Genomic DNA, 24,971 nt, shown 5'->3' with positions numbered 1-24,971 from the left:
ACGAATGACCATGCCCGACAACCTCGGAAACGGTTCGGCGGCGCAGGAGCGGTTCACCGGGCCGTACCGCAAGACCCGGCGCGAGGCGGCCCTGACCATCGAGGCGCCGGCGGATCGCGAGCCGGACCGGGTGGTGCGCCAGGGGCTTCCGGCGGATCTCAACAGTGGCAACGGCGCCGCGGACCGGCCGGGGCTGCCCGCCCTGGAGGCCGTCTACCAGCCACAGTGGAGCACCGAGCAGGAAGCGCTGATCGCCGACCACCCGCTGCTGCGGGGCCTGCTGTTGGAGTTGCCGCCGAAGGGCAGCATCCCGACCGCCGGCTGGCTGGACCGCTGGTTCGAGGCCGCCCGGTCGATCCTCGAGTTGCTCTACCTACAGGACGCCAACCGGCCGCGCTAGGCGCTCGGGCCGCGCCACCGCACCCTCGGCGAGGCGGCTGTGCCGCAGGGCGTCCCGCACACCGATGCCGGCGACGACCAGGCCGGCCGCGGTCAACACCGCGCCGAGCACGGCCGGGACCGTCAGCGCGACCAGGCCGGCCGCGGCCAACACGGCCGCGACGCCCGCCAGCGCGGTGATCTGGATCGGCAGCGCGAGCAACGGGTGCGCCGCGGTGGCACGCAGCCCGGGCGGCGTGGGAGTGTGCGGCGCCGTCGCGAACGCGGCGGCGCCGCGGCGCACCCGGCCGAGCCGGCGCATCGAGACGAAGGCGACGGCCAGCGCCGGCACCGCGAACGGCACGACCGCCGGCACCAGGTCGCCGTAGCCGGCCAGCCCGGCCAGACCGATGCCGGCCAGCACCGCGAGCAGCGTGCCGACCAGAAGCTGGAGGCGGGCGGCCCGGCGGCGCAGGACGGCGGCGGTGGTGGCCCGCGGTAGTAGGTCGACGAGTCCGGCCGCGGCGAGCGCGGCGGTCGCGATGGTGGCGGTCAGCGCCAGTTCGGTCCCCATGCCTAGAGGCTCGCCGATCAGCGGATCGCGCACATCCGGGCCGCACCCGGGGCCGACCCGCAGAAGCGCCCCGTAGGGGCCAGCAAAATTCGACATCTGTCTACTTCGCCCCAAGCCGAATAACCTCACCATCGATCGGTGAACGCCGATATCTCGCCACGAGCGAGACGGCCGGTCCGCCGATCGGAGGGGAGGAGGGAGATGAGTCTCCCGCGCAAGTTCATCCTGGTCGGGGTAGGTGCCCTGACCGCGTTCGCGTTCACCTCGCCGGCGGCCGCCGCCGAACCGAGTGGAACGGTCCTGCACGTCGGCGGCGACACCGCCGTGGCCGACAGCTACATCGTGGTGTTCAAGGACACCGCGGTCGCCCGGGCCTCGGTCGACAGCAACGCGGCGACCCTCGCCGGCCGGCACGGTGGCAGTGTGGTGCGCACGTACCGCACCGCTCTGCGTGGCTTCGAGTTGAAGGCCAGCGCGGCGCAGGCGAAGAGGATCGCGGCCAACCCGAACGTCGCGTACGTCGAGCAGAACCACACGGTGCACGCGTTCGGCACGCAGACCAACCCGCCGTCGTGGGGGCTGGACCGGATCGACCAGCGGAACCTGCCGCTGAACCAGTCCTACACGTACCCGAACACGGCGTCGAACGTGCACGCGTACATCGTCGACACCGGCATCCGGACCACCCACCAGGACTTCGGTGGGCGGGCGACCAGCGGCTTCGACGCCGTGGACGGCGGTGCGGCCGACGACTGCAACGGGCACGGCACCCACGTGGCCGGCACGGTCGGCGGCGGCGCGTACGGCGTGGCCAAGGGCGTGCAGTTGGTCGCGGTGCGGGTGCTCAACTGTCAGGGCAGCGGCACCAACGCGCAGGTGGTCGGCGGCATCGACTGGGTGACCGCCAACGCGATCAAGCCCGCGGTGGCCAACATGAGCCTCGGCGGCGGCGCGAACACCGCCATCGACAACGCCGTGAACAGTGCGATCAACTCAGGTGTCACGTTCGCGATCGCGGCAGGCAACGGCAACGCCCTCGGCCAGCGGCAGAACGCCTGCAACTACTCGCCGGCCCGGGTGCCCAACGCCATCACCGTCGGCGCCACCCAGAACAACGACGCCGCGGCCTCGTTCTCGAACTTCGGCACGTGCGTCGACATCCTCGGACCGGGCGTCAACATCACCTCGGCCTGGTCGACGAGCAACACCGCGACGAACACCATCAGCGGTACGTCGATGGCGACCCCGCACGTCGCCGGAGCTGCCGCCCTCGTGCTCTCGGCAAACCCCGGCTGGAGCAACCAACAGGTACGCGACTACCTGGTCAACAACTCGACACCCAACGTCGTGACCAACCCCGGCACCGGGACCCCGAACCGGCTGCTCTTCGTGGTCAACGACGGCACACCGCCGGCCAACGACTTCGGCGTCTCGGTGTCACCGGCCGCCGGTTCGGTGACCGCGGGCAGCGCGGCGAGCACGACGGTCAGCACCGCCACCACGTCCGGCTCGGCGCAGTCCGTCTCGTTCTCCGCGAGCGGCCTCCCGTCCGGCGCGACGGCGAGCTTCAGCCCAACCTCCGTCACGTCGGGTGGCTCGTCGACGCTGACCATCACCACCTCGGCCTCGACACCGTCGGGGACCTACGCCGTGACGGTCACGGGCACGGGCGCCGCCGGCGCGCGGACCGCGACCTACTCGCTCACGGTGACAGGTGGCACGGGTGGTGGCTGCTCGGGCACCAACGGAACTGACGTGGCCATCCCGGACAACAACTCCAATGTGGCCAGTACGATCGCCGTCTCCGGTTGCGGGCGGGCTCCGTCAAGCTCGTCGACCGTGGCCGTCAACATCGTCCACACGTACCGCGGCGACCTGGTCATCGACCTGGTGGCTCCGGACGGCACCGCGTTCCGCCTGAAGAACAGCAGTTCGCTGGACAGTGCCGACAACGTCAACGCGACGTACACCGTCAACCTGTCCGGTGAATCCGCCAATGGCAACTGGCAACTTCGGGTGCGTGACGTCTACAGCGCCGACACCGGCTACATCAACACCTGGACGTTGACCCTCTAATACCCGCGCACAAGGGAAAGCGGCTCCGGCGGCCGGGGCCGCTTTTCTTTGGCCGAGAGTTGCCCGATCTTGACTAACAGACATCTGTTCATGTCTTCCTCTGCCGCATAGCCTCAGCATCGGTCTGCGGACAGCCATGTCACAAACGGGGCGGCCAGTCTGCGGACAGGAGGGGAGAACGGGAGATGAGACTCCCACGCAAGTCCATTCTGGTCGCGGTGAGCGCCATGACTGTGGTCGCGTTCGCAGCGCCCGCGGCCGCCGCGGACCCGACCGGAATCGTGCATCGGGCGGGCGGGGCGACCGCCGTCGCCGGCAGCTACATCGTCGTCCTGAAGGACAACGCGGTTGCGCCGACGGCCGTCGCCGGCAAGGCCAAGAAGCTGACGCTCCGGGTCGGTGGCACGGTGCTCCACACCTTCCGCACCGCCCTACGCGGCTTCGAGTTGAAGGCCAGCGCGGCGCAGGCGAAGAAGATAGCGGCCGATCCGAGCGTGGCCTACGTCGAGCAGAACCACACGGTGCGGGCGTACGGGACCCAGGCCAACCCGCCGTCGTGGGGGCTGGACCGGATCGACCAGCGGAACCTGCCGCTGAACCAGTCCTACACGTACCCGAACGGCGCGGCCAACGTGCACGCCTACATCATCGACACCGGCATCCGGACGACCCACCAGGAGTTCGGTGGGCGGGCCAAGAGCGGGTTCGACGCGGTCGACGGTGGTACGGCTGACGACTGCCACGGGCACGGCACGCACGTGGCCGGCACGGTCGGTGGCAGCACCTACGGCGTGGCGAAGAGCGTCCAGCTCGTCGCGGTGCGGGTGCTCAACTGCGAGGGCAACGGCACCGACGCCGAGGTGATCAGGGGCATCGAATGGGTCGCCGAGAACGCGGTCAAGCCCGCGGTGGCCAACATGAGCCTCGGTGGCGAAGCCAGCGCCGGGCTCGACGCGGCGGTCAACGGCGCGATCAACTCCGGCATCACCTTCGCGGTCGCGGCCGGCAACGGTGACCTCTTCGGCCGGCGGCAGAACGCCTGCAACTACTCGCCAGCCCGCACGCCCAACGCGATCACGGTGGGCGCGACGCAGATCAACGACGGCGCCGCCTCGTTCTCGAACTTCGGCAACTGCGTCGACATCCTCGGACCGGGCGTCAACATCACCTCGTCCTGGGCGACGGGCAACACCGCGAGCGAGACCATCAGCGGCACGTCGATGGCGAGCCCGCACGTCGCGGGAGCGGCCGCGATGGTGCTCTCGACCAACCCGACCTGGAACAACCAGCAGGTCCGCGACTACCTGGTCAGCAACTCGACGCCGGACCTCATCACCAACATCGGCACCGGCACGCCGAACCGGCTGCTCTTCATCAAGGACGCGCCGCCAGCCAGCGAATTCGGGCTCTCGGCCACGCCGACCTCGGGCGCGATCCTGGCCGGTGGCTCGACCACCGTCACGGTCGGCACCAGCAACACCGGTCCCACACAGTCGGTCGCGCTGACCGCGAGCGGCCTGCCGACCGGTGCCACGGCCGGCTTCAACCCGGCCACGGTCACCTCGGGCGGCTCGTCGACGCTGACCATCAGCACCTCGGCCGACACCGAGCCGGGCACGTACCCGGTGACGGTGACGGGCACCGGCACGTCAGGCACCCGCTCGGCGACCTACACGCTGACGGTCGTCGCCGGGTCGGGCGGCTGCTCCAACAGCAACGGCGTCGACGTGGCGATCCCCGACCGGGGTGGCGCGGTGACGAGCTCGAACTGGATCCTGGGCTGCGACCGCAACGCGTCGGCGACGTCGGGCGTGGCCGTCGACATCGTGCACGGCTTCCGGGGTGACCTGCTGATCGACCTGGTCGCTCCCGACGGCACGTCGTACCGCCTCAAGGCCGCCAGCCCGTACGACACCGTCCCCAACGTCACCAAGACCTACACGGTCAACGTGTCGGGTGAGTCGGCGAACGGGAACTGGAAGCTGCGGGTGCAGGACCTGTTGGCCGGCGACGCCGGCCAGATCAACAACTGGACGCTGACGCTCTAGACAGGGAACTCGGAGAGCGGCTCCGTCGCCGGTGGCGGCGGGGTCGCTTTCCACATGCCGAGCTTCTGCGCGAACAGCCGGCTCAGGTAGGCCGGGTTGAGGATCACGTAGCGGCGCCACAGCCGGCGCGGCTCGAGGCCGAGTCGCCAGAGCCACTCCAGGGCGGCCTTCTGCATCCACTCGGGCGGCTTGCGGAGCAGCCCGGCGTGATAGTCGAAGGCCGCGCCGACGGCGAGCTGCGGCATGTCGAGCAGCGGGCGCATGGCGTACGCGAAGATCTCCTGCCGCGGGCAGCCGAGCCCGACGAGCACGACCCGGGCGCCGGACGCGCGGATCCGGTCGGCGATCTCGACGGCCTCGCCGGGCCGGGCCATCCGGAACTTCGACTGCTCGTGGCCGGCGAACTTGAGCGCCGGGAACATCTTCTCCAGCGCCGGGACCAGGCGGGCGAGCGTCTCGTCGGTCGAGCCGTAGAGGTAGACCGGCAACCCTTCGGCCGCGCAGCGGGCCAGCACCCGCAGGGTCAGCGTCGGGCCGTAGACCCGGTCGGTGAGCCCGGTGCCGTGCAGCAGGTTGAGGCCCCAGCGCACGGGCTGCCCGTCGGGCGTGACCACGTCGAACGAGTTGAGTCGGGCGTTGTGCGGCGGGTCGAGCACGCCGGTCATCACGCCGTGCACGGCCAGCGCGGTGAGCGCCATGGGCCGGCGTTCGTGCGCCGCCTCGATCACTCGGGCGGTCGCGGTCTCGTAGTCGACGGCGTCCACCAGGACGCCGAGGACGCTGTGCCGGCCCTTGTCGATCACGACCCGGGCACCCAGCGGTCGACGTTCGCGTCGTGGATCTCGCGAAGGATCATGGGCACGTCGTACGTCTGCGTCCAGTCGGGGTAGTGGTCCTGGAAGCGGGCCATGCTGCTGATCCACCACTGGTGGTCGCCCATCCGCGCCTGCTCCACGTAGTTGATCTTCGGCTCTCGGCCGGAGATCTCCTTGGCGAGGGCGAACGCCTCGATGTGCGAGGTGTTGGAGTGCCGGCCGCCGCCCAGGTTGTAGATCTGGCCGGAGCGCGGGGCCCGGAAGAACGCCTCGAACGCCGTCAGCACGTCGTGGGAGTGGATGGCGTCGCGGACCATCTTGCCCTTGTAGCCGAAGAGGTTGTAGACCCGCTCTTCCATCACGCAGCGCATCACGTAGCCGAGGAAGCCGTGTAGCTCGGCGGCCGAGTGGGCCGGGCCGGTCAGCGTGCCGCCGCGGAACGCGGCCGTCTTCATGCCGAAGTAGCGGCCGTACTCCTGGACCATCACGTCGCCGGCGACCTTGCTCACGCCGAAGATCGAGTGCATGGAGTCGTCGATCGACATGTCCTCGGTCACGCCGTCCGCGTAGGCGTGGTCGGGCGCGATTTCATAACGAGTTTCGAGCTCGACCAGCGGCAGGCTGTTGGGCCGGTCGCCGTAGACCTTGTTGGTCGAGCAGAAGATGAACGGCGCGTCGATCGAGTGCGCGCGGGTGTTCTCCAGCACATTGAGGGTGCCGACGGCGTTGACGTCGAAGTCGGTGAACGGCTCTTTCGCGGCCCAGTCGTGCGAGGGCTGGCCGGCGGTGTGGATTACCACAGCGATGTCGGAGCCGTACTTCTTGAAGATCTGCTCGAGCCCGGCGCGATCCCGGATATCGGTCTCGTAGTGCGTGTAGGCGGTGCCGAGGTCCTTGCCAAGGCTCGCGACACTCCAGGCGGTAGAGCCGTCCTCGCCGTAGAAGTAGCGCCGCATGTCGTTGTCGATGCCAACGACGTCGAGACCCAGGCCGGCGAAGTGCCGGGTGGCCTCCGAGCCGATCAAGCCTCCGGAACCGGTCACCAACGCGACGGACACGCCAACTCCAGGTGCTGCTCGGCAATGGGGGTGCATAACGTTAAGGCCCCGCGAATCGCGGAGCCCAAACGTCATGGTGGGGAAGGGGGGAGTTGAACCCCCACGCCCTTTCGGGCACACGGACCTGAACCGTGCGCGTCTGCCATTCCGCCACTTCCCCTGGAACAGCTGCCGGCACATATTACGCTATGCCTGCCGGTGGCCGTGGGCGGTTACCGCTCGCGGCGCCTGGGAAGACTAACACGACGCTGCCCGCCACTCCGGTGGCGGGTTACGGTCGCCCAGACGCCACGCGCGGCAGCGCTCCCACGGCGTTCTGCGGAGACTGGCGTAGACAGTCGGTCGGTCGCCATGCGGACTGCATGTGCCCCGGCCGGATACCATCATGGCCTCGGAACCCGAGGAGGAGCCGGTGAGCGTGCTGCAACGCTTTGAGAAGCGTTTGGAAGGCCTGGTCGAAGGGGCCTTCGCCAAGGTGTTCAAGGGGGTCGTCCACCCTGTGGAGATCCTCAACGCCATGCAGCGGGAGGCGGAGGCGCACAAGGCTATCCTGGCCGGCGGGCGGACTCTGGTGCCGAACCGCTACGTGATTGACCTATCTCCCTATGACCACAGCCGGCTGGCGCCTTACGCGGCCGCGCTCGCCCAGGAACTCGCGCAGTCGCAGGCTGAGTTCATCGGTGAGCAGGCGTGGACGGTCTACGGCGACGTGATCGTCGAGATCGAGCGTGGCGACGGCCTGGACACCGGAATGTTCCGGGTCACGGCCGAGGTCTACACCGGCGGCGACGTCGCCCCGGTGCAACAGGGCTACGACGCGCCCGGTGGCGGTGGTGGTGGCGGCTATCAGCAGCCGTACGACCAGGGCTACGGGCAGCCGCCGATGCATGGCGGTGGTGGCGGCGCCGGTGGTCGCAACATCCGGCTGGTCTCCGGCGATGGACGAACCTATCCGCTGCAGATGGGCTCGACCGTGATCGGCCGGGGCGACCAGGCCAACCTGCGCCTCCCCGACGTCGGGATCTCGCGGCGACACGCCCGACTCGACTTCGACGGTGCGCAGGTCGTCCTGACGGACCTCGGCTCGACCAACGGCACGATGGTCAACGGCCAGCGTGTCTCGGCCGTGGCGCTCAACCCCGGCGACATGATCCAGCTCGGCACGACGACGCTGACGTTCCGCGTGGACGGTTAGCCCGTTGGCCGGAGATTTCGTCGTCGAAGTCGCCCGGATCGGATTTCTCATTCTGCTGTGGATCTTCGTGTTCACGGTCGTGGGTGTGATCCGGCGTGACCTCTTCGCCGGGGCCCGATCCAGCAGGCTGGTCGCCGCACCACGCGGGGTGGGTGCGTCGACCGGCCAAACGCGGCCGGCGAAGGTGAAGCGGGGCCGCGCGGCTCACCAGCTAGTGGTGACCGCGGGCCAGCTTGCCGGCACACGAATCACGCTCGGTGACGGCCAGATTACAATCGGCCGCGCCGAGGACTCGACACTGGTGATCACCGACGATTACGCGTCGGCGCGTCACGCCCGGCTTGTTCCCAGGTCAGGGCAGTGGTTCGTAGAAGACCTGGGCTCGACGAACGGGACGTATCTCGATCGCGCTAAGGTCACCGGACCGACCCCCGTCCCCCTCGGCGTGCCGATCCGTATCGGCCGCACTTCACTCGAGTTACGGCCATGACACTGACACTGCGTTACGCGGCCCGCAGTGACCGCGGTCTGATCCGGGACGGAAATCAAGACTCCGTCTACGCCGGACCGCGGCTGCTCGCCGTTGCCGACGGCATGGGCGGCATGGCCGCCGGTGACGTCGCGAGCAACATCGTCATCGGAGCCATGGCCCCGCTCGACGAGGACGTCCCTGGTGACGCTCTCGTCGACGCGCTGCGCACGGCTGTCGATACCGCCAACCAACAACTGCGCGACACCGTCGATGCCAACCCGCAGCTAGAGGGCATGGGCACCACGCTCACCGCCATCCTGTTCTCGGGCAGCAAGATCGGCATGGTGCACATCGGTGACTCGCGCGCCTACATGCTCCGCGACGGCGAGTTCGCGCAGATCACCAAGGACGACACGTACGTTCAGATGCTCGTCGACGAGGGTCGGATCAGCGCCGAGGAGGCGAGCAGCCACCCGCAGCGGTCGCTGCTCACCCGCGCGCTCGACGGCCGCGACATCGACCCTGAATACTCCGTCCGTCAGGTGCTCCGCGGTGATCGCTACCTGATCTGCAGCGACGGGCTCTCCGGCGTGGTCAGCGCCGAGACGATCGCCGAGTCGCTGCGCGACTTCGTCGACCCGCAGCAGTGCGTCGAACGACTGATCGCGCTCGCCCTGCGCGGCGGCGGCCCTGACAACATCACCGTGGTCATCGCGGACGCGACCGACCAGGACATCGTCGAGCAGGCGCCGATCGTCGGCGGTGCGGCGGCCCGGGACCGGGGCAACACCACCTCGGCCAGCCCCGACACCCCGGCCGCTCGCGCCTCGGCGGCGCTCTCGGCTCCACGGGCGGCGGTGCCCGACCAGAACCTTCCGGCCGAGGCCAACGGCCGCGGCGGCGCACACGAAGACGATGCCGACCGGCGTCGCCGACGGCCTTTGCGCACCGCGGTGCTGTTCGGGGTGCTGCTGATCATCCTTGGCGGCGGCCTCTGGGCCGGCTGGCGAGTCACCCAGCAGCAGTTCTACGTCGGTGCCACCGAGGAAGGTCAGCTCGCCGTGTTCCGCGGCGTGCCGGGCCAGATCGCGGGTGTCGACCTGTCGAGCGTCCAGTCGACCAGCGCCACCAGCCTCAACGAGCTCACCTCGGTCGCGCAGGAGCGGGTCAAGCAGGGCATCCAGGCCAACAGCGAAGCCGACGCGCAGCGCCGGCTGTCGGAGCTCACGACCGACGACCCGACCAACCCGAACCTCAAGCCGGCCTGTCCGACCCCGGGCGTCGCCGGTGAGCAACTGAACACGCCGACGGTTCCGCCGGTCACCCCGACGGTCGTCGCGACGGCGCCGACCACCACTCCGCCGACCGGCGTCGGCTCAGCTACCGCGGTGCCGGACGGGACGCCAACCGACACCGTCCCGCCGGTCATCGATCCGGCGGACTGCCGGCCGTCCAACTGACATCGTGAGTTCGCAGGCCGGTTCGGTTAACACACCCGCGGCGACGGGTGAGCTTCCGCGCGTCCGTGACGTCCAGACCCGTCGCAACGCCGAGCTCGCCCTGCTCGGCTTTGCGATGGCGCTGGTCGCCGCGTACAGCGCGACCATCCAGGTCACCATGTTCGACACGATCACCGGCAACTTCTGGGTGCCGGCGGCGATCCTCAGCGCGCTGTTCCTCGGCCTGCATCTGGTGGTCCGATACACGGCGCCCTACGCCGACCCGGCCCTCATCCCGGCCGTCGCCCTGCTCAACGGGATCGGCGTGGCGTTCCTGCGCCGGCTCGACCTGGCCGAGGCGCCGGCCGCCGAGCGGCTCACGTACCCCATCTTCGCGGGCACGGGTGGCCGCCAGCTCGCCTGGACGCTGATCGCGGTCCTGTTCGCCGCGATCGTGCTCCTGGTCATCAAGGACCACCGGGCGATCTCCCGGTACGCGTACACGCTGGGCCTTGGCGGCATCGTCCTGGTGCTGATCCCGGCCCTGCTGCCCGGGCGGTTCTCGGAGATCAACGGCGCCAAGCTGTGGATCAGGGTCGGCGGCTTCCAGATCCAGCCCGGCGAGTTCGCCAAGCTGGCACTGCTCGCCTTCTTCGCCTACTACCTGGTGCGTAAGCGCGAGGTGCTCTCGCTGGCCAGCAAGCGGGTGCTCGGCATCGACTTCCCGCGCGGCCGCGACCTGGGTCCGGTGCTCGCGGTCTGGGCCGTCAGTCTGCTGGTCCTGGTCTTCGAGAAGGACCTCGGCACCTCGCTGCTCTACTTCGGCATGTTCGTGGTCACGCTCTATATCGCCACCGAGCGGGTGAGCTGGCTGATCATCGGCCTGCTGCTCTTCTTCGGCGGCGCCTACAGCGCCTACTTGCTCGGTGCCTCGGTCGGCGGTCCGTTCGCCAACTTCTACGACCGCGCCCAGATCTGGCTCGATCCGTTCTCCGACCCGTACGAGCGGGGTTTCCAACTCGTGCAGTCGCTGCTCGGCCTGGGCAGCGGCGGCCTGTTCGGCACCGGGCCGGGCGGTGGGCAGCCGACGATCATCCCCGAGGTGCACAACGACTTCATCTTCGCCGGGCTCGGTGAGGAGATCGGCCTGTTCGGGCTCTCGGCGCTGCTGATCGTCTATCTGCTGATCGTCCAGCGCGGCCTGCGGGCCGGCCTGGCGGTGCGGGACTCGTTCGGCAAGCTGCTCGCCGGCGGCCTGGCCTTCACGCTGGGCCTCCAGGTGTTCGTCATCGTGGGTGGAATCAGCCGGTTGATCCCGCTGACCGGCCAGACCACGCCGTTCCTGTCCGCCGGTGGCTCGTCGCTGATGGCCAACTGGATGCTGATCGCGTTGCTGTTGCGCGTCTCCGACGCCGCACGGCGGCCGGTCGACGGGTCGGCTTCGGCCCGACCCAGCGGCGCGACAGCGAGTGCCCCCGCGCAACTGCACGGGGCGCCCACGGAGGTGATCAAGCCGTGAACGCACCGCTGCGCCGGGTCGGCGTCGTCGTCCTGGTTCTCTTCGCGCTGCTCTTCGCCAACCTCAACTGGGTTCAGGCCTACAAGGCGGACGAATACCGCAACAGCGACTACAACGGCCGAGTGCAGATCGCCGAGTACGAGCGGGAGCGCGGCGTGATCGAGGCCGGCCGCACCGCGCTGGCCACCAGCAAGCCGACCGACGGCGAGCTCAAATACGTTCGGCAGTACCCGGCGGACGAGGCGTACGCGCACGTCGTCGGCTACAACCCGGTCAACCTGGCGGCCACCGGCATCGAGCGCAGCGAGGACGAGTTCCTCGCCGGCACCTCCGACGCGCTGGTCGCCGACCGGATCTCCGACCTGTGGACGGGTGAGAAGACGCCGGGCGGCAGCGTGCTACTCAGCCTCTCCAAGCGCGCGCAGGAGACGGCGTTCAAGGAGATGACCAACAACCGGGTCGGTGCCGAGAAGGGCGCGGCGGTTGCGATCAACCCGCGGACCGGCGCGGTGCAGGCCCTGGTCTCGATGCCGAGCTTCGACCCGAACCCGCTGGTCAGCCACGACACGGATGCAGCCGAGGCCGCCTTCGACAAGCTCGACGGCGACCCCGACAAGCCGCTGATCAACCGCGCGCTGAGCGAGACGTACCCGCCCGGTTCGACGTTCAAGGTGATCGACGCCGCGGCGGCGCTGGAGAACGGCTACACCCAGCAGACCCAGATCCCGGCCGGCCCGGTCTACCGCGCGCCGACGTCCGGCACCGACATCCGGAACGCGGCCGCGTCGATCTGCCCCGAGTCCCAGGTCACCCTGCGCGAGGCGCTGACCGAGTCGTGCAACACCGGCTTCGCCCAACTCGCGGTGACGCTCGGCGCCGACAAGATCAAGGAAGAGGCGCGCAAGTTCGGTTTCGGTCAGACGGACCTCACTTGCGGGCGGCTCAACGCCGAGGGCCTGCCGGTCGCCACCAGCGAGACCGGTGAGATCAAGAACCCGGACGGCGGGGATGACCCGGCCGCGCTGGCGCAGAGCGGCATCGGCCAGAACAACGTCCGGATGACCCCGATGCAGGGTGCGCTGATCGCCGCCGCGGTCGCCAACAACGGCCGGCAGATGCGTCCGTACCTGGTGCAGAAGCTGCTCGGCCCCGACCGCACGACCTCGCACTACACGGCCACGCCGAAGGAGCTCAACGGCTCCGTCGTCAGCAGCGATGTGGCCGGTGAGCTGCGGGACATGATGGTCAACGTGGTCCAGAACGGCACCGGCCGCAACGCCCAGATCGACAACATCGTCGTCGGTGGCAAGACCGGCACCGCCCAGTCCGCGCCGGACCGCAAGGACCACGGCTGGTTCATCGGCTTCGCGATCAAGGACGGCCAGCCGGTCAGCGCGGTCGCCGTCTTCCTCCAGGAGGCCGGCAGCGGCGGCAGTGGCGAGGCGGCCCGGATCGCCGGCCAGATCATGCGCGCGGTGGTCACCGACGCGGAGGGTAGCTGAGGTGATCAGTCCCGGGGTCATGCTCGGCGGCCGGTACCGCCTCGACGAGCGCATCGCCGGCGGCGGCATGGGCGACGTCTGGCGCGGCACCGACGAGGTGCTCGGCCGCACGGTCGCGGTCAAGATCCTGCTGCCGGCGCTGCTCGACGAGCCGGGCTTCGCCGAGCGGTTCCGGGGCGAGGCCCGCACGATGGCGACGATCAACCACCCCGGTGTTGTCGACGTCTACGACTACGGCAGCGACCAGCAGATCGCCTTCCTGGTCATGGAATACGTCGAGGGCGACGCGCTGTCCCGCACCCTGAGCCGGGTCGGCCGGCTCACCCCGGCCCGCACGATGGCCCTCGTCGCCCAGGCGGCCGACGCGCTGCAGGCCGCGCACGAGAAGGGCATCGTGCACCGCGACGTCAAGCCCGGCAACCTGCTCGTGCGGCCGAACGGCACGCTGGTGCTGACCGACTTCGGCATCGCCCGCTCGGCCATCGTCGGCCAACTCACCGCAGCCGGCTCGGTGCTCGGCACCGCGTCCTACATCTCTCCGGAGCAGGCGGCCGGCGCGATCGCCACCCCGTCTTCCGACGTGTACGCCCTGGGCGTGGTCGCTTACCAGTGCCTGTCCGGGCGCCGGCCGTTCGAGGGCGACAACCCGCTCGAGATCGCCATGAAGCACGTCCGGGAGACCGCTCGCCCGTTGCCGGGTGACATCCCGCCGGCGATCCGGTCGATCGTCGACCGGGCGATGGCCAAGGACCCGACCGCCCGCTGGCCCAGCGCGTCGGCGTTCTCGGCCGTGTCGCGGCAGGCAGCGACGACCCTGGCGGCCCCGGCCCAGCACAACCAGGTGCACCGACCGCTCACGCCGGCGTCCCCGCCCACCGTCGGGCCGATCTCGGGCGCGCCCTCCTCGCCCGCGCTGGCACCGAGCGGGCGGGCCACCGTGCCCGGCCCGGTCAAACCGGCCGCGCCGCGCGGTGGCAACCCGGTCCCGCCGCACCGACCCGCGTCACCCGTTGTGAATAGCCCGGCAGCGCGCGGTGGCTACCCGAGCGTGCCGGCAAACCGGCCTCAAGCTCACGCAGGATACGGTTACGCGTCGGTGCCCTCTGCCGCTGCACCAAGCAGCGGAGGGCGGCGGTTACTGATCGTGTTGGCGGTGATACTCGGCGCGTTGGTGCTGATCTGTGCCGGTGTCATCTCCTACCAGCTCAGCCAAAAGAACAGCACGGAAAACAACGGCGCCCCCCCGATGGCTCCCGCGGGGAAGGTAACGACCCCGCTTCATCTACCGGTCGGTGGAACCGAGGCGGCAAATGCCCCGTACCGTCTTGCAGAGCGAATCCTCCACATCGGGATGACAAGCGAAGGAATGTTGACGAGATGACGCAGGCCCGCCTGCTGGGTGGCAGGTATCAGGTCGGCGAGCTGCTCGGATACGGCGGCATGGCCGAGGTGCACCGTGGCCGTGACCTCCGGCTCGGCCGGGACGTCGCGATCAAGATGCTCCGCACCGACCTCGCCCGCGACGCGACGTTCCAGATGCGGTTCCGGCGTGAGGCACAGAACGCCGCCTCGCTCAACCACCCGGCCATCGTCGCCGTCTACGACACCGGTGAGGAGATCGCCCCCACGGGCGAGACCCTGCCGTTCATCGTCATGGAGTTCGTCAACGGCCGCACCCTCAAGGAGGTGCTGGCCGCCGAGGGCCGGTTGCAGCCGCGCCGGGCTCTGGAGATCACCGCCGACATCTGCGCCGCGCTGGAGTTCAGCCACCGGCACGGCATCATCCACCGCGACATCAAGCCCGGCAACGTGATGCTCACGCAGAACGGCCAGGTCAAGGTCATGGACTTCGGCATCGCCCGGGCCTTGGCCAGCGGCGCGACCACGATGACGCAGACCAGCGCGGTGATCGGGACGGCGCAGTATCTGTCGCCCGAGCAGGCTCGCGGTGAGCCGGTCGACGCCCGTTCCGACGTCTACGCCGGCGGCTGCGTGCTCTTCGAGCTCCTCTGCGGGCACCCGCCGTTCGTCGGTGACAGCCCGGTCAGCGTGGCCTACCAGCATGTGCGGGAAGACCCCCGGGCGCCGAGCGAGATCAACCGCGACGTGACGCCGCCGATCGACGCGATCGTGCTCAAGGCGCTGTCGAAGAACCCGCTCAACCGCTACCAGAGTGCCGGCGAGATGCGTGCCGACGTCCTGCGCGCGGCCACCGGGCGGCCGGTCATGGCCACCCCGGTGATGCGTGACCAGGAAACCATGGCGATGGGCGGGGCCAACGCCGCCACGGCCGTGGTCCGCGGGCCGCAGGGCGCGGCGACGCGCACGATCCCGGCCGCCGCGGTCGGCGACGCGCACCGACGCAAGCGCTCCAACTGGGTGCTGGCCGTGCTGAGCGTGCTCGGCGTGCTCGCCGTGATCGCGCTGGTGGCCGGCCTGCTGGTGCAAAATGCCCGGGGCGAGAAGATCGAGGTGGTCTCGGTGCTGGGCCAGCCGGTCGCCACGGCCCAACAGACGCTCACCACTGCCGGCTTCGACGTGCAGACCACGCCGCGGGAAGACCCCGAGTGCCGCGAGAACACCGTCATCGAGCAGAACCCGGCCGCCGGCGCGAAGGCGGCGAAGGACAGCAGGGTCACGCTGACCGTCTGCGCCGGTCCCGGCACGGTGGAGGTGCCGAACCTCAAGGGCCAGACCAAGGCCGACGTCGAGCGCGAGTTCGAGAGCCGCAAACTCGTGGCCGACTTCGACGAGGTGAACAGCTCGCAGCCGGAGAACACCGTCCTCCGCGTCGACAAGGCCGGCACCTCGGTCAAGCCCGGCACCAAGATCAAGGTCGAGATCTCCAACGGTCAGCTCAAGAAGGTGCCGAACGTGGTCGGCAAGTCCCGAGAGGTCGCCGAGGCCCTGCTGGGCCAGGCCGGCTTCAAGGTCGACGTCGAGGAAGGCCAGCAGGTTCAAAATGAGAACCTGGCCGACAAGGTGATCGACCAGGACCCCAACGCCGATCAGGAAGCCAAGCTCAACGACACGGTGACCATCACCGTGACGGTGTTCGAGGAGCCCGACAACGAGCCGTCGGGCGACCCGACCTCGAACCCCCCGGGCGGCAACAACGGTGGCATCGGCGACATCCTGCCGGGCATCGGCGGCGGCAACCCGATCATCGGCGAAGACCGGGCGCACAGGAACTGAGCGGCACGCGCCGCCGCCGGTCAGGCGGCGGCGAACGCGGCCCGACGGCGGGCGTCGACCTCGGCCGACAGCTCCGGTGCCCGCTCCAGCGCCTCAGGGTGGCCGCACGCCGCCAGCCAGTTGGCGAGCATCAGGTGGCCGCCCTCGGTCAGCACCGACTCGGGGTGGAACTGGACACCTTCGATCGGCAGCGTGCGGTGGCGCATGGCCATCACCACCCCGGACTCGGTGGTGCCGGTCACCTCGAGCTCGTCGGGCAGCGTCTCCGGCAGCACCGCGAGCGAGTGGTAGCGGGTGGCGGTGAACGGGTCAGGCAGCCCACCGAGCACTCCGACACCGCCGTGGTGCACCAGCGAGGTCTTGCCGTGCAGCAGCTCCGGTGCCCGGGTCACGGTCGCACCGAACGCGGCGCCGATCGCCTGGTGGCCGAGGCAGACGCCGAAGATCGGCAGCTCGCCCGCGTACTCCTTGATCACGTCGATGCAGATCCCGGCGCGCTCGGGCGTGCCCGGACCGGGTGAGAGCAGCACGCCGGCGGCGCCGGAGCGGCCGACATCGGCCACGTCGAGCTCGTCGTTGCGGCGCACGTCACACTCGACTCCGAGCTGGCCCAGATATTGCACCAGGTTGAAGACGAACGAGTCGTAGTTGTCGATCACCAGCACGCGCATGGCGTTACCTCGGAAGCGGGTTGTCGGTCGCGGTCGAGTACGGGATGTCGTGGTCGTCGAGGCCGGACTCGCGCGGGTCGGGTGACTGGCCGATCAGGCCCGGGTCGCCGGCGCCCGGTGCGCCCGGCACGCCGCCCTCCTGGGTCACCTGCACGTCGTCGAACGGCAATAGTGGCTCGGCCCACGGGAACACGACGAACCAGAACAGCGCGAGTATGCCCGTGATCAGTACGAGCGAGGTCAGCAGCTTGCCGAAGACGCCGTCGAACGGCAGCTTGCGCCAGATCCACGCGTACATCGTTCAGCCCTTCAGCTCGGCCGGGTCGCCCTGCGACTTCGGCTGGCTGCGCACCAGCTCGCCGTGCACGATCAGGCGCTGGTAGTTGTCGAACTTCGGGTTGCAGGTGGTCAGCGTGACCATCGCCTTCGTCGGCTTCGAGCCTGGCAGCATCGGCACCGGCGCGACCACCTCGACCTGGGTCGGCTTGACGATCCGGGTCTTCACCACGTGGTAGACGTACCAGTTCTCCTTGTCCTCGACCACGATCGAGTCGCCGTTGTTGAGCTCGTCGAGCCGCCAGAAGGTGGCCCGGTTGCGGTGTCCGGCGACGGAGAAGTTGCCGATCTGGCCCGGCAGCGCGGTGTCCGGGTAGTGGCCCGGCGCGTAGCGGATGTCGGCCTGGGTTACCCCGTCGACCACCACCCACTCCTGGGCGAGGGCCGGAATGTATAGCTTCGCAATGCCGTGGATCTTGGAGCCGAGGCCGCCGGTGCCGGCGGTCGGGCCGACCGTGGGGTCGTCGCCCGGCTCGTTGGCCCACTGCTGCTCGAGCGCGTTGGCCAGGGAGTCCTGCTTGCCGCCCTGGACGACTCCGACACCCCAGACCTCGTACGCCGCGAAGAGCAGCACCACCAGGCCGAAGGTGATCATCAGCTCGCCGCCGACCCGGATGCCGGACCGGATTCGCGACCACACGGTCGGCCGGGTCAGCTCGGAGTAGACGCTCTTGTAGTCGTCGCCGACGTTCTCCGCCCGCAGGCGCACCACGCGCTCGCCCCGGCGCGGCGCCACCGGCGCGGGCAGGTCGGCCGGGTCCGGCTTGGCCGGGGCCGGCGGCACCGCGCCCATCACGGTGGTCATGTCGGGCGACTGGGTGGCCGGCGTCTTCGGGCTCGGCACCTTGGGTATGACGGCCGTCTCGTCGACCACCTTGGGGATCACCGCGGTCGCGTCGGGCGCGACGACCCGCGCGGGCGCCGGCGACACCGTGACCTTTGGGATGACCGCCGTCGCGTCAGGGGCTGTGACCCGCGTCGCTGCCGGCGGCATGACCTTGGGAATGACCGCGGTCACGTCCGGGCCGGGCTCGGGTGCCGGCGGGCGCAGCGTCGGGCCGGGGGTTACCGGGACATCCCGCACCGGATTGCGGGCGTCGGCCGGGAAGTCGAGCGGGCGGGGGTGCGGCCGCGCGGTCGGTGCCGGGCGCACCGGAGCGTCCTTGGGCCGCTCAGTGATGCGGGGGATGACCGCGGTGGCGTCGTTGGTGTCAGGCGCACGGTGACGGCCGTTCTGATCGCCCGTCATGACGGCAAAAGCCTCATGAAGTCACCTTCGCTGATCGGAGGGCGCTAGACCCCTCGAACGCGGGTATCGTCACGTCCTTCTCCACCGTCTCTTGATAGCCCAGCTGGAAGTGGTCCACAGCGTCTTTGAAGAGACGTACGCCGTCGGATTCTCCCAATGCCTGTCGCATCGCGCTGGGATCACCGATCGCCGTGATCACGAACGGTGGTGAGTAGACACGTCCGTGCAGGAGCAAGGTGTTGCCGACGCAGCGTACCGCGCTGGTTGACAAAACCCGGACCCCCATGATCGACATGGCCTCGGCACCGCCGGCCCAGAGCGCGTTGACGGCGGCCTGCACGTCGCCCTGGTGGACCACCAGATCGTCGGGGCGGACCCCGTTCGGCCGGTCGCCCGCCCGCTGGGGCGCGTCGTCGAGCTGGACCGTCAGCCCGGGGCCGTGCACAGCGGTGAACCCGGCGGCAGGTTCCATGCCCTGGGCCCGCTGGCTCTCCGCCCGGATCGGCCCGTCGGTGCGGGCCAGGGAGTCGGTCTGGGTCTTGACCGCCTCGGCGAGCTCGCGAGCCTGCTGCTGGCTGGCGGTGACCCGGTCGCGCTCCTCGTTGACCACCTGGGCCAGCCGGGGGCGGCGATCCTCGCGCAGCGCGGTACCGTCGGCGGTGCGGGCTGTCGTGGTGAAAAGCAGCCCGGCGGCCAGCGCGATCAGCGGCACCAGGGCCGACCAGACGTTGCGGGGTTTCCGGACCCGCGCCACCCGGCGCAGACCTGCCCGCCAGACAGACGAGTTCCGCACCGGTTCCTCCTCCGTACACGCTGATCGATCCGGTTGCCGGGATTATTCCCATAACCCGGTGCCGCCCGTGCATGGCCGCGACGCGCCGCGTTGATTACGCTAGCTGGCGAACATTATTGGCCATGGACCGTCGCCGGTTGACAGGCCCGAGCGAGGACCACAACCAGGAGAGAGCGTCGTGCCCAAGTCGCAGGTTCGCAAGAAGAAGGTCTACACCCCTCCGACCGACGTACGCCCGTCGTCGGTCGCGGCGAGCCGCAAGCCCAGCCCGCGGTGGCTCCCGGTGACCGGCGTCGCACTGATCGCGTTCGGCATCGCCTGGCTGGTGGTCTACTACCTCTCTGACACCGACTACCCCGTGGCGTCGTGGAGCTACTGGAACCTGGCGATCGGGTTCGGTGCGATGGTCGCCTCGCTCGCGGTGTTCAGCCGCTGGCGCTGATCTCCGATTTACTAAGGTGATCTGAAGACCAGGTGCGGCACACCTCACGTTACTGACAAGTAACTAGTGCCGTAGCCTGGTCCTCAGCCACACCTAGGCCAACGGAGGCTGCGCGTATGGGCGTCGTCGAGATCATCTGTACGACCATCGCTGGTCTCATCACGCTCGTCGCGGTCGCGCTCGCGGTCCGCGCTGTCACGCGGATGTTGGCCGTCGTTCGGCTCGGCCAGCCAGACCCGGCCAGGCTCGGCTCCTGGGGCGCCCGGACCAAGGTCATGCTCAAGGAGACCGCCGGCCACACCCGGATGTTGAAGTGGTCCGCGATCGGTGCGGCGCACTGGTTCGTGATGGTCGCCTTCGTCGTGCTCTCCCTGCTCGTGCTGGAGGCCTACTTCGAGGTGGCCTCGCCGACAGGCCACATTCCGTGGCTGTCGAACTGGGTGGTGTTCGGCTTCGTCACCGAGATCCTCGGCATCCTGGGCATCATCGGCATCTTCTACCTGATCTCGGTGCGGCTGCGGAACCGGCCGGGCAAGGCGCGTGGCCTGTCCCGATTCACCGGCTCGACCATGTGGCAGGGCTACTTCGTCGAGTGGATCATCGTCGGCGTCCTGGTCTGCGGGTTCCTGATCCGCGGCTTCAAGGCCGCCAACGATCATCTCGACTTCCCCACCTGGGCCGCGCCGCTCTCGCACGGCCTGGGCTCGGTGCTGCCGGCGTGGGAGTCCGGCGCTCCGGTGGTCGCCGCGATCAAGATCGTCATCTCGATGACCTGGCTGATCGTGATCTCGTTGAACGTGACGATGGGCGTCGCCTGGCACCGCTTCCTGGCCTTCCCGAACATCTTCTTCAAGCGCGACCCGGCCAAGCCGGCCGGTTCCGGCCTCGGTGCGCTGCGGCCGATGACCTCCAACGGCGCGGTCCTCGACTTCGAGGAGGCCGACCCTGAGAAGGACCAGTTCGGCGTCGCCCAGGTCGAGCAGTTCACCTGGAAGGGCCTGCTGGACTTCTCCACCTGCACGGAGTGCGGTCGGTGCCAGTCGCAGTGCCCGGCGTGGAACACCGGCAAGCCGCTCTCGCCCAAGCTGCTGATCCTCTCGCTGCGCGACCACGCGTACGCGAAGGCGCCCTATCTTCTGGCCGGTGGCGGCAAGGACCTGACCGGCGAGGAGAAGGCCGCCGCGGAGCAGTTGGTCGGCGTCGACGTGCTGGCGATGGCGGAGGCCAACCGGCCCCTGATCGGCGGCGCGGCAGACGGCGGTGTGATCGACCCCGACGTGCTCTGGTCCTGCACCACCTGCGGCGCGTGCGTCGAGCAGTGCCCGGTCGACATCGAGCACGTGGACCACATCGTCGACATGCGCCGCTATCAGGTGCTGATCGAGTCGTCCTTCCCGTCCGAGGCCGGCGTCATGCTGCGCAACCTCGAGAACAAGGGCAACCCCTGGGGCGCGCCGCCGAACACCCGCGAGGACTGGACGAAGGGACTGGACTTCGAGGTCAAGCGGGCCGGCGCGGGCGACGACTTCGAATACCTCTTCTGGGTCGGCTGCGCGGGTGCCTTCGAGGACCGGGCGAAGAAGACCACCCGGGCGGTCGCGACGCTGCTGCACGAGGCCGGCGTCGACTTCGCGATCCTGGGCGAGGGCGAGACCTGCACCGGCGACCCGGCCCGGCGGATGGGCAACGAGTTCGTCTTCCAGATGCTGGCCCAGCAGAACGTCGAGACGCTCAACGAGGCGGGCGTCAAGAAGATCGTCGCGTCCTGCCCGCACTGCTTCAACACCTTGCGCAACGAGTACGGCGCCCTGGGCGGAAGCTTCGAGGTCGTGCACCACACCCAACTCCTGGCCGACCTGGTCGCGTCCGGAAAGCTGACCCCCGTGCAGCCCGTCGACGGCGGCGTCACGTACCACGACCCCTGCTACCTGGGCCGGCACAACCGGGTCTTTACCCCGCCGCGCGAGGTGCTGGAGGCCTCGTCCGGCGGCGCTGACCTGACCGAGATGCCCCGCAACAGCGAGCGGTCCTTCTGCTGCGGCGCCGGTGGCGCTCGCATGTGGATGGAGGAGCGGATCGGCAAGCGGATCAACATCGAGCGTGTCGAGGAAGCCATCTCCACCGGCGCACACACGATCGCGGTCGGCTGCCCGTTCTGCTTCACCATGATCAGCGACGGTGTCACGGCCAAGCAGGCGTCTGGTGCCACCGACGGCGTCGAGGTCGTCGACGTGGCCACGGTGCTGCTGCGCTCGGTCAAGCCGGAAAGCCCGGCCGCGGCCCAGCCGGAGGCCGCCGCCGCGGGCTGACCTTTCGGTTGAGCGAAAGCGAGCCGAACGGCCCGTCGTCCTTCTGGGAACGAGGTCGCGTCTTGGTGTGTGCACACGATGTGCACGACGCCCGGCCGGCGACGCCTTTCTCTTCTCAGAAACGGTGCCCTCATGAACGCGATCTCTTCGCGGAGTATTGCCCGCTGGACCGTCCTTGCCACCGCGGTCGCACTGACCGCCGCCTGCGAGCCCACCCCGACGCCCGCCGGAAGTCGACCGGTGTCCTCAGCACCGTCCATCTCGGCCCCAACTTCGGCGGCCCAGTCACGGACCGCGTCGTCGCCGGCCGCTGCCATCCCGGGTCGCCTGTACTACCTCGAACACGAGCGGTTGGTTCGGGTCACGGGGCCCGATGTGAAGACGGTGTTGGAGAAGGACGCGTATGCGGCGAACGTATCGCCGGATGGTGCGCATATCGCCTTCATCGACGGGAGCCCGATCGAGGCCGGGAACGTGGTGGTCGCCGACCGGGACGGCCGGAACCGTCGCACGGTGTTTCGGGGTGCCGACCGCGCCGGGTTCGAGCCGGCGTGGTCGCCGGACTCGAAGCGACTGCTGATCGCGAAGAACCGCGGCCCCGGGCTGCGCACGGTCGGTGTCCTCACGATCGCGACGGGCCGTTTCACACCTTGGGAGCGTCAAAGCCTCGGGCAGGGGTTTCTGTGGACGGCTGACGGAAAGCACGTCGGGTACGTGGATGGCTATCGGCTCGTGCTGGCTGATCCGGACGGGCGTAACGCTCGGGTCGTGCCGGTGTTCGGCAGCGACGACAGGCGGCTGAACCCGCAGCGACGGCGGAGTTCCGACACGTACAGCATTTCGGCCAATGGTCGTCTGATCTCGGTGTGGCAGCGCACGAACGACGAGGATTCCTCTGACATTGCCCGCGATCTGATCGCGGACGCGATCGTCGACACCCGCACAGGGGAAAACGTCGGTGTGCCGGTCAGGGGCGAGATCAGGGCGATCCTGTTCCAGCCCAACGGCGACATCCTGGTGCGTACCAACGGCAAGCTGACCCTGTTCGGTCCGAACTGGAAGGTCAAGGCGGAGGTGGCCGAGCCCGCCGAGGTCAAGGACTTCGAACTGCTCACCTACAGGTCCAACTGAGCCCGCTGCCCCGCAGCGCACACGGGGGCGCTGCGGGGCAGCCTCGACCAGGGGAGATCCGGTGCAGGTCCAGACAACGGCGTTGGCGGGGCTAGAATCCTGGCCCGCACATCATTCGTCGTCGATCGGATCGAGCGTGGCTGTCGCCGAGGACGAGTACGTCGCGTTCGTGCGAGCCCGAAGCCATGCCCTGCTGCGGTCGGCCTATCTGCTCACCGGTGACCAACACCTGGCCGAGGACCTGGTGCAGGAGGCCCTCGCGCGTACGCACCGGGCCTGGTCCCGACTCCACGAGCTAGGCAACGCCGAGGCGTACGCCCGCCGGGTCATGTATCACCAACAGGTCTCCGTGTGGCGACGGCGCAGGACGACGGAGGTGCTCTCCGGCGACCTTCCCGAACCGGCTGACCGCCGCGGCGACGACGACTCAGAGTCGATCACGCGGCGGATGACCGTCGAACGGGCGCTGCGGTCGCTCAGCCCACGGCAACGCGCCGTCGTCGTGCTTCGCTACTTCGAGGACCACACGGAGGTCGAGGCGGCGGAGCTGCTCGGCGTATCGGTCAGCACCGTCAAGACGCAGACCGCGCGGGCACTCGAGCAGTTGCGCAAGCTCGTACCCGAGCTCAGGCGATTCCGGACCACGGAAGGGACCGGAAGATGAACGACGACGACGACCTGCTGCGGGACAGCCTGACGGAAATCGGTGACCGGGCGAAGCCGGTGGACTTCGTCGACCGGTCGCTGGCCCGCTCGAAGCGGATCGGCCGCAACCGGGCGCTCATCAGCGGTGCCGCCACGGCCTGCGCGCTGGTGCTGGCCGGCGGCCTGGCCTGGCAAGTGGGCCTGACCGGGCCGGACCAGCCCTCGCCGGCCACCGTCCCGACGTCGCTGCCGTCCGTTTCGCCTTCTCCCAGCGCCACTCCGGCCGCGAGCTCGATCGCCGGGTTGCCCGGCTGGCTGTACTACGCCAACTCCGAGCAGTTGGTCCGGGTCACGAAGTCCGGTGTGGACACGGTGTTGGAGAAGGACGCCTACGCGTCGAGCGTGTCGCCGGACGGTGCGCGCGTCGCCTTCGTCGACAAGAGCGGGAAAGTGGTCGTGACCGACCGCGACGGTCAGAACCGTCGCACCGTGTTCCAGGGCGCCAAATATTACGGGTACGAGCCGGCGTGGTCGCCGGACTCCGAGCGGCTGCTGCTGGCGAAGGGCCCGGACGGAGAGGTCACGAAGGGCATAGTCACGATCGCGACGGGCCGCTTCACCGCGCTGGAGGACCAGCGGTCGGCGATCCATTTCATGTGGTCGGCCGACGGGAAACACATCGGGTACGCCACCGGCGACTGCAAGCTCGCGACGGCCGATCCCGACGGGGGCAACGTCCGTGTCGTCCCCGGGTTCGGCAGTGACGACGTGCAGGCGAACTACGCGCAGCGACGTAGCTGCGACCCGTACAGCATGTCGGCGGACGGCGGTCTGATCTCCGTATGGCAGCGCAAGGGTCAGGAGGAAGACTCCGACATCGCCCGGGATCTGATCGCGGACACGATCATCGACGTGCGTACGGGCGAGAACGTGGGCCTGCCGGTCCGGGGTGACGTCGAGGCGATCCTTTTCCAGCCCAACGGCGACATCCTGGTGCGGACCTCGGGCAAGCTGACGCTGCTCGGTCCGGACTTCACGGTCAAGGCGGAGGTGGACGAGCCCGCGGCGGTCAACGACCTCAAACTGCTGGCCTACACACCTGAGTGAATTCCACAGCCCAGGGG

22 protein-coding genes and 1 tRNA gene are annotated in these 24,971 nt (G+C 69.4%); 15 read left to right on the top strand and 8 right to left on the bottom strand.

Translation table 11 applies throughout. The features are described 5' to 3' along the window. Positions 1 to 4 precede the first annotated feature (4 nt). The gene (locus BLV39_RS00235) at positions 5 to 400 is read left to right on the top strand and encodes a hypothetical protein (RefSeq protein WP_090785871.1); all 396 of its coding nucleotides are present in this window, start codon (positions 5 to 7) and stop codon (positions 398 to 400) included. Here BLV39_RS00235 and BLV39_RS00230 read toward each other — a convergent pair. Then, complete coding sequence (locus tag BLV39_RS00230; protein ID WP_090785869.1) at positions 374 to 952, bottom strand: hypothetical protein; 579 nt, start codon at positions 950 to 952, stop codon at positions 374 to 376. The two genes, BLV39_RS00235 and BLV39_RS00230, sit on opposite strands and share 27 nt — an antisense overlap. Before the next feature lie 201 nt (positions 953 to 1,153). Between BLV39_RS00230 and BLV39_RS00225 the strand changes: the two genes are divergently transcribed. Both BLV39_RS00225 and BLV39_RS00220 read left to right on the top strand, forming a co-directional pair. Further along, on the top strand, positions 1,154 to 3,028 hold the full coding sequence (locus BLV39_RS00225) for a S8 family peptidase (RefSeq protein ID WP_090785867.1): 1,875 nt from the start codon (positions 1,154 to 1,156) through the stop codon (positions 3,026 to 3,028). A gap of 185 nt (positions 3,029 to 3,213) precedes the next feature. Beyond that, a complete protein-coding gene (locus BLV39_RS00220) occupies positions 3,214 to 5,076 on the top strand; it encodes a S8 family peptidase (RefSeq protein ID WP_090785865.1) in 1,863 nt (620 codons plus the stop codon). Here BLV39_RS00220 and BLV39_RS00215 read toward each other — a convergent pair. From BLV39_RS00215 to BLV39_RS00205, 3 genes are all read right to left on the bottom strand, one after another. Beyond that, complete coding sequence (locus BLV39_RS00215; RefSeq protein ID WP_373315463.1) at positions 5,073 to 5,879, bottom strand: WecB/TagA/CpsF family glycosyltransferase; 807 nt, start codon at positions 5,877 to 5,879, stop codon at positions 5,073 to 5,075. The genes BLV39_RS00220 and BLV39_RS00215 overlap by 4 nt on opposite strands. Next, a complete protein-coding gene (locus BLV39_RS00210) occupies positions 5,876 to 6,949 on the bottom strand; it encodes an NAD-dependent epimerase/dehydratase family protein (protein WP_090785862.1) in 1,074 nt (357 codons plus the stop codon). The genes BLV39_RS00215 and BLV39_RS00210 overlap by 4 nt, the downstream gene beginning before the upstream one ends. 74 nt (positions 6,950 to 7,023) lie before the next feature. Continuing rightward, positions 7,024 to 7,109 (bottom strand) — tRNA-Leu (locus BLV39_RS00205). A gap of 225 nt (positions 7,110 to 7,334) precedes the next feature. Between BLV39_RS00205 and BLV39_RS00200 the strand changes: the two genes are divergently transcribed. From BLV39_RS00200 to pknB, 7 genes are all read left to right on the top strand, one after another. Continuing rightward, complete coding sequence (locus tag BLV39_RS00200; RefSeq protein WP_090785860.1) at positions 7,335 to 8,144, top strand: FHA domain-containing protein; 810 nt, start codon at positions 7,335 to 7,337, stop codon at positions 8,142 to 8,144. Positions 8,145 to 8,148: 4 nt separating this feature from the next. After that, positions 8,149 to 8,634 (top strand): FHA domain-containing protein FhaB/FipA, encoded by a 486-nt coding sequence (locus BLV39_RS00195; RefSeq protein ID WP_089255710.1) that lies wholly within the window; start codon positions 8,149 to 8,151, stop codon positions 8,632 to 8,634. Further along, complete coding sequence (locus BLV39_RS00190) at positions 8,631 to 10,076, top strand: PP2C family protein-serine/threonine phosphatase (RefSeq protein ID WP_090785858.1); 1,446 nt, start codon at positions 8,631 to 8,633, stop codon at positions 10,074 to 10,076. The genes BLV39_RS00195 and BLV39_RS00190 overlap by 4 nt, the downstream gene beginning before the upstream one ends. Positions 10,077 to 10,191: 115 nt before the next feature. Further along, positions 10,192 to 11,574, top strand: coding sequence for an FtsW/RodA/SpoVE family cell cycle protein (locus tag BLV39_RS00185; RefSeq protein ID WP_090790966.1), 1,383 nt, complete (start codon positions 10,192 to 10,194; stop codon positions 11,572 to 11,574). Further along, a complete protein-coding gene (locus BLV39_RS00180) occupies positions 11,571 to 13,076 on the top strand; it encodes a peptidoglycan D,D-transpeptidase FtsI family protein (protein ID WP_090785856.1) in 1,506 nt (501 codons plus the stop codon). Before BLV39_RS00185 ends, BLV39_RS00180 begins: the two co-directional genes overlap by 4 nt. Position 13,077: 1 nt before the next feature. Next, complete coding sequence (locus BLV39_RS00175; protein WP_090785854.1) at positions 13,078 to 14,457, top strand: serine/threonine-protein kinase; 1,380 nt, start codon at positions 13,078 to 13,080, stop codon at positions 14,455 to 14,457. After that, the gene (pknB, locus tag BLV39_RS00170; protein ID WP_090785852.1) at positions 14,454 to 16,271 is read left to right on the top strand and encodes a Stk1 family PASTA domain-containing Ser/Thr kinase; all 1,818 of its coding nucleotides are present in this window, start codon (positions 14,454 to 14,456) and stop codon (positions 16,269 to 16,271) included. The genes BLV39_RS00175 and pknB overlap by 4 nt, the downstream gene beginning before the upstream one ends. Positions 16,272 to 16,291: 20 nt before the next feature. Here pknB and BLV39_RS00165 read toward each other — a convergent pair whose 3' ends face one another. The 4 genes from BLV39_RS00165 to BLV39_RS00150 are packed head-to-tail and all read right to left on the bottom strand — an operon-like array spanning position 16,292 to position 19,320. Next, complete coding sequence (locus BLV39_RS00165; RefSeq protein WP_090785850.1) at positions 16,292 to 16,942, bottom strand: aminodeoxychorismate/anthranilate synthase component II; 651 nt, start codon at positions 16,940 to 16,942, stop codon at positions 16,292 to 16,294. A 4-nt stretch (positions 16,943 to 16,946) separates the two neighbouring features. Next, complete coding sequence (locus tag BLV39_RS00160) at positions 16,947 to 17,240, bottom strand: hypothetical protein (protein ID WP_090785848.1); 294 nt, start codon at positions 17,238 to 17,240, stop codon at positions 16,947 to 16,949. A 3-nt stretch (positions 17,241 to 17,243) separates the two neighbouring features. Further along, the gene (locus BLV39_RS00155; RefSeq protein WP_090785846.1) at positions 17,244 to 18,527 is read right to left on the bottom strand and encodes a class E sortase; all 1,284 of its coding nucleotides are present in this window, start codon (positions 18,525 to 18,527) and stop codon (positions 17,244 to 17,246) included. A gap of 13 nt (positions 18,528 to 18,540) precedes the next feature. Continuing rightward, on the bottom strand, positions 18,541 to 19,320 hold the full coding sequence (locus tag BLV39_RS00150) for a DUF881 domain-containing protein (RefSeq protein ID WP_090785845.1): 780 nt from the start codon (positions 19,318 to 19,320) through the stop codon (positions 18,541 to 18,543). 178 nt (positions 19,321 to 19,498) lie between these two features. On the opposite strand from BLV39_RS00150, the gene BLV39_RS00145 reads away from it, so the two are divergent. The 5 genes from BLV39_RS00145 (at position 19,499) to BLV39_RS00125 (ending at position 24,954) form a co-directional block, all read left to right on the top strand. Beyond that, a complete protein-coding gene (locus BLV39_RS00145) occupies positions 19,499 to 19,762 on the top strand; it encodes a cell division protein CrgA (protein ID WP_090785843.1) in 264 nt (87 codons plus the stop codon). A gap of 116 nt (positions 19,763 to 19,878) precedes the next feature. Then, positions 19,879 to 22,071: a (Fe-S)-binding protein gene (locus BLV39_RS00140; RefSeq protein ID WP_090785841.1), complete on the top strand. Its 2,193-nt coding sequence runs from the start codon at positions 19,879 to 19,881 to the stop codon at positions 22,069 to 22,071. Between the two features lie 132 nt (positions 22,072 to 22,203). After that, positions 22,204 to 23,202, top strand: a complete 999-nt coding sequence (locus tag BLV39_RS00135) for a TolB family protein (protein WP_176984715.1) — start codon at positions 22,204 to 22,206, stop codon at positions 23,200 to 23,202. Positions 23,203 to 23,338: 136 nt separating this feature from the next. Further along, complete coding sequence (locus tag BLV39_RS00130; RefSeq protein ID WP_090785836.1) at positions 23,339 to 23,866, top strand: SigE family RNA polymerase sigma factor; 528 nt, start codon at positions 23,339 to 23,341, stop codon at positions 23,864 to 23,866. After that, positions 23,863 to 24,954 (top strand): TolB family protein, encoded by a 1,092-nt coding sequence (locus tag BLV39_RS00125; RefSeq protein ID WP_090785834.1) that lies wholly within the window; start codon positions 23,863 to 23,865, stop codon positions 24,952 to 24,954. Before BLV39_RS00130 ends, BLV39_RS00125 begins: the two co-directional genes overlap by 4 nt. Positions 24,955 to 24,971: the final 17 nt, after the last annotated feature.

Source organism: Asanoa ishikariensis, from assembly GCF_900107455.1.
Lineage (GTDB): Bacteria > Actinomycetota > Actinomycetes > Mycobacteriales > Micromonosporaceae > Asanoa > Asanoa ishikariensis.
This window is presented reverse-complemented; position numbering and strand designations above follow the sequence as displayed.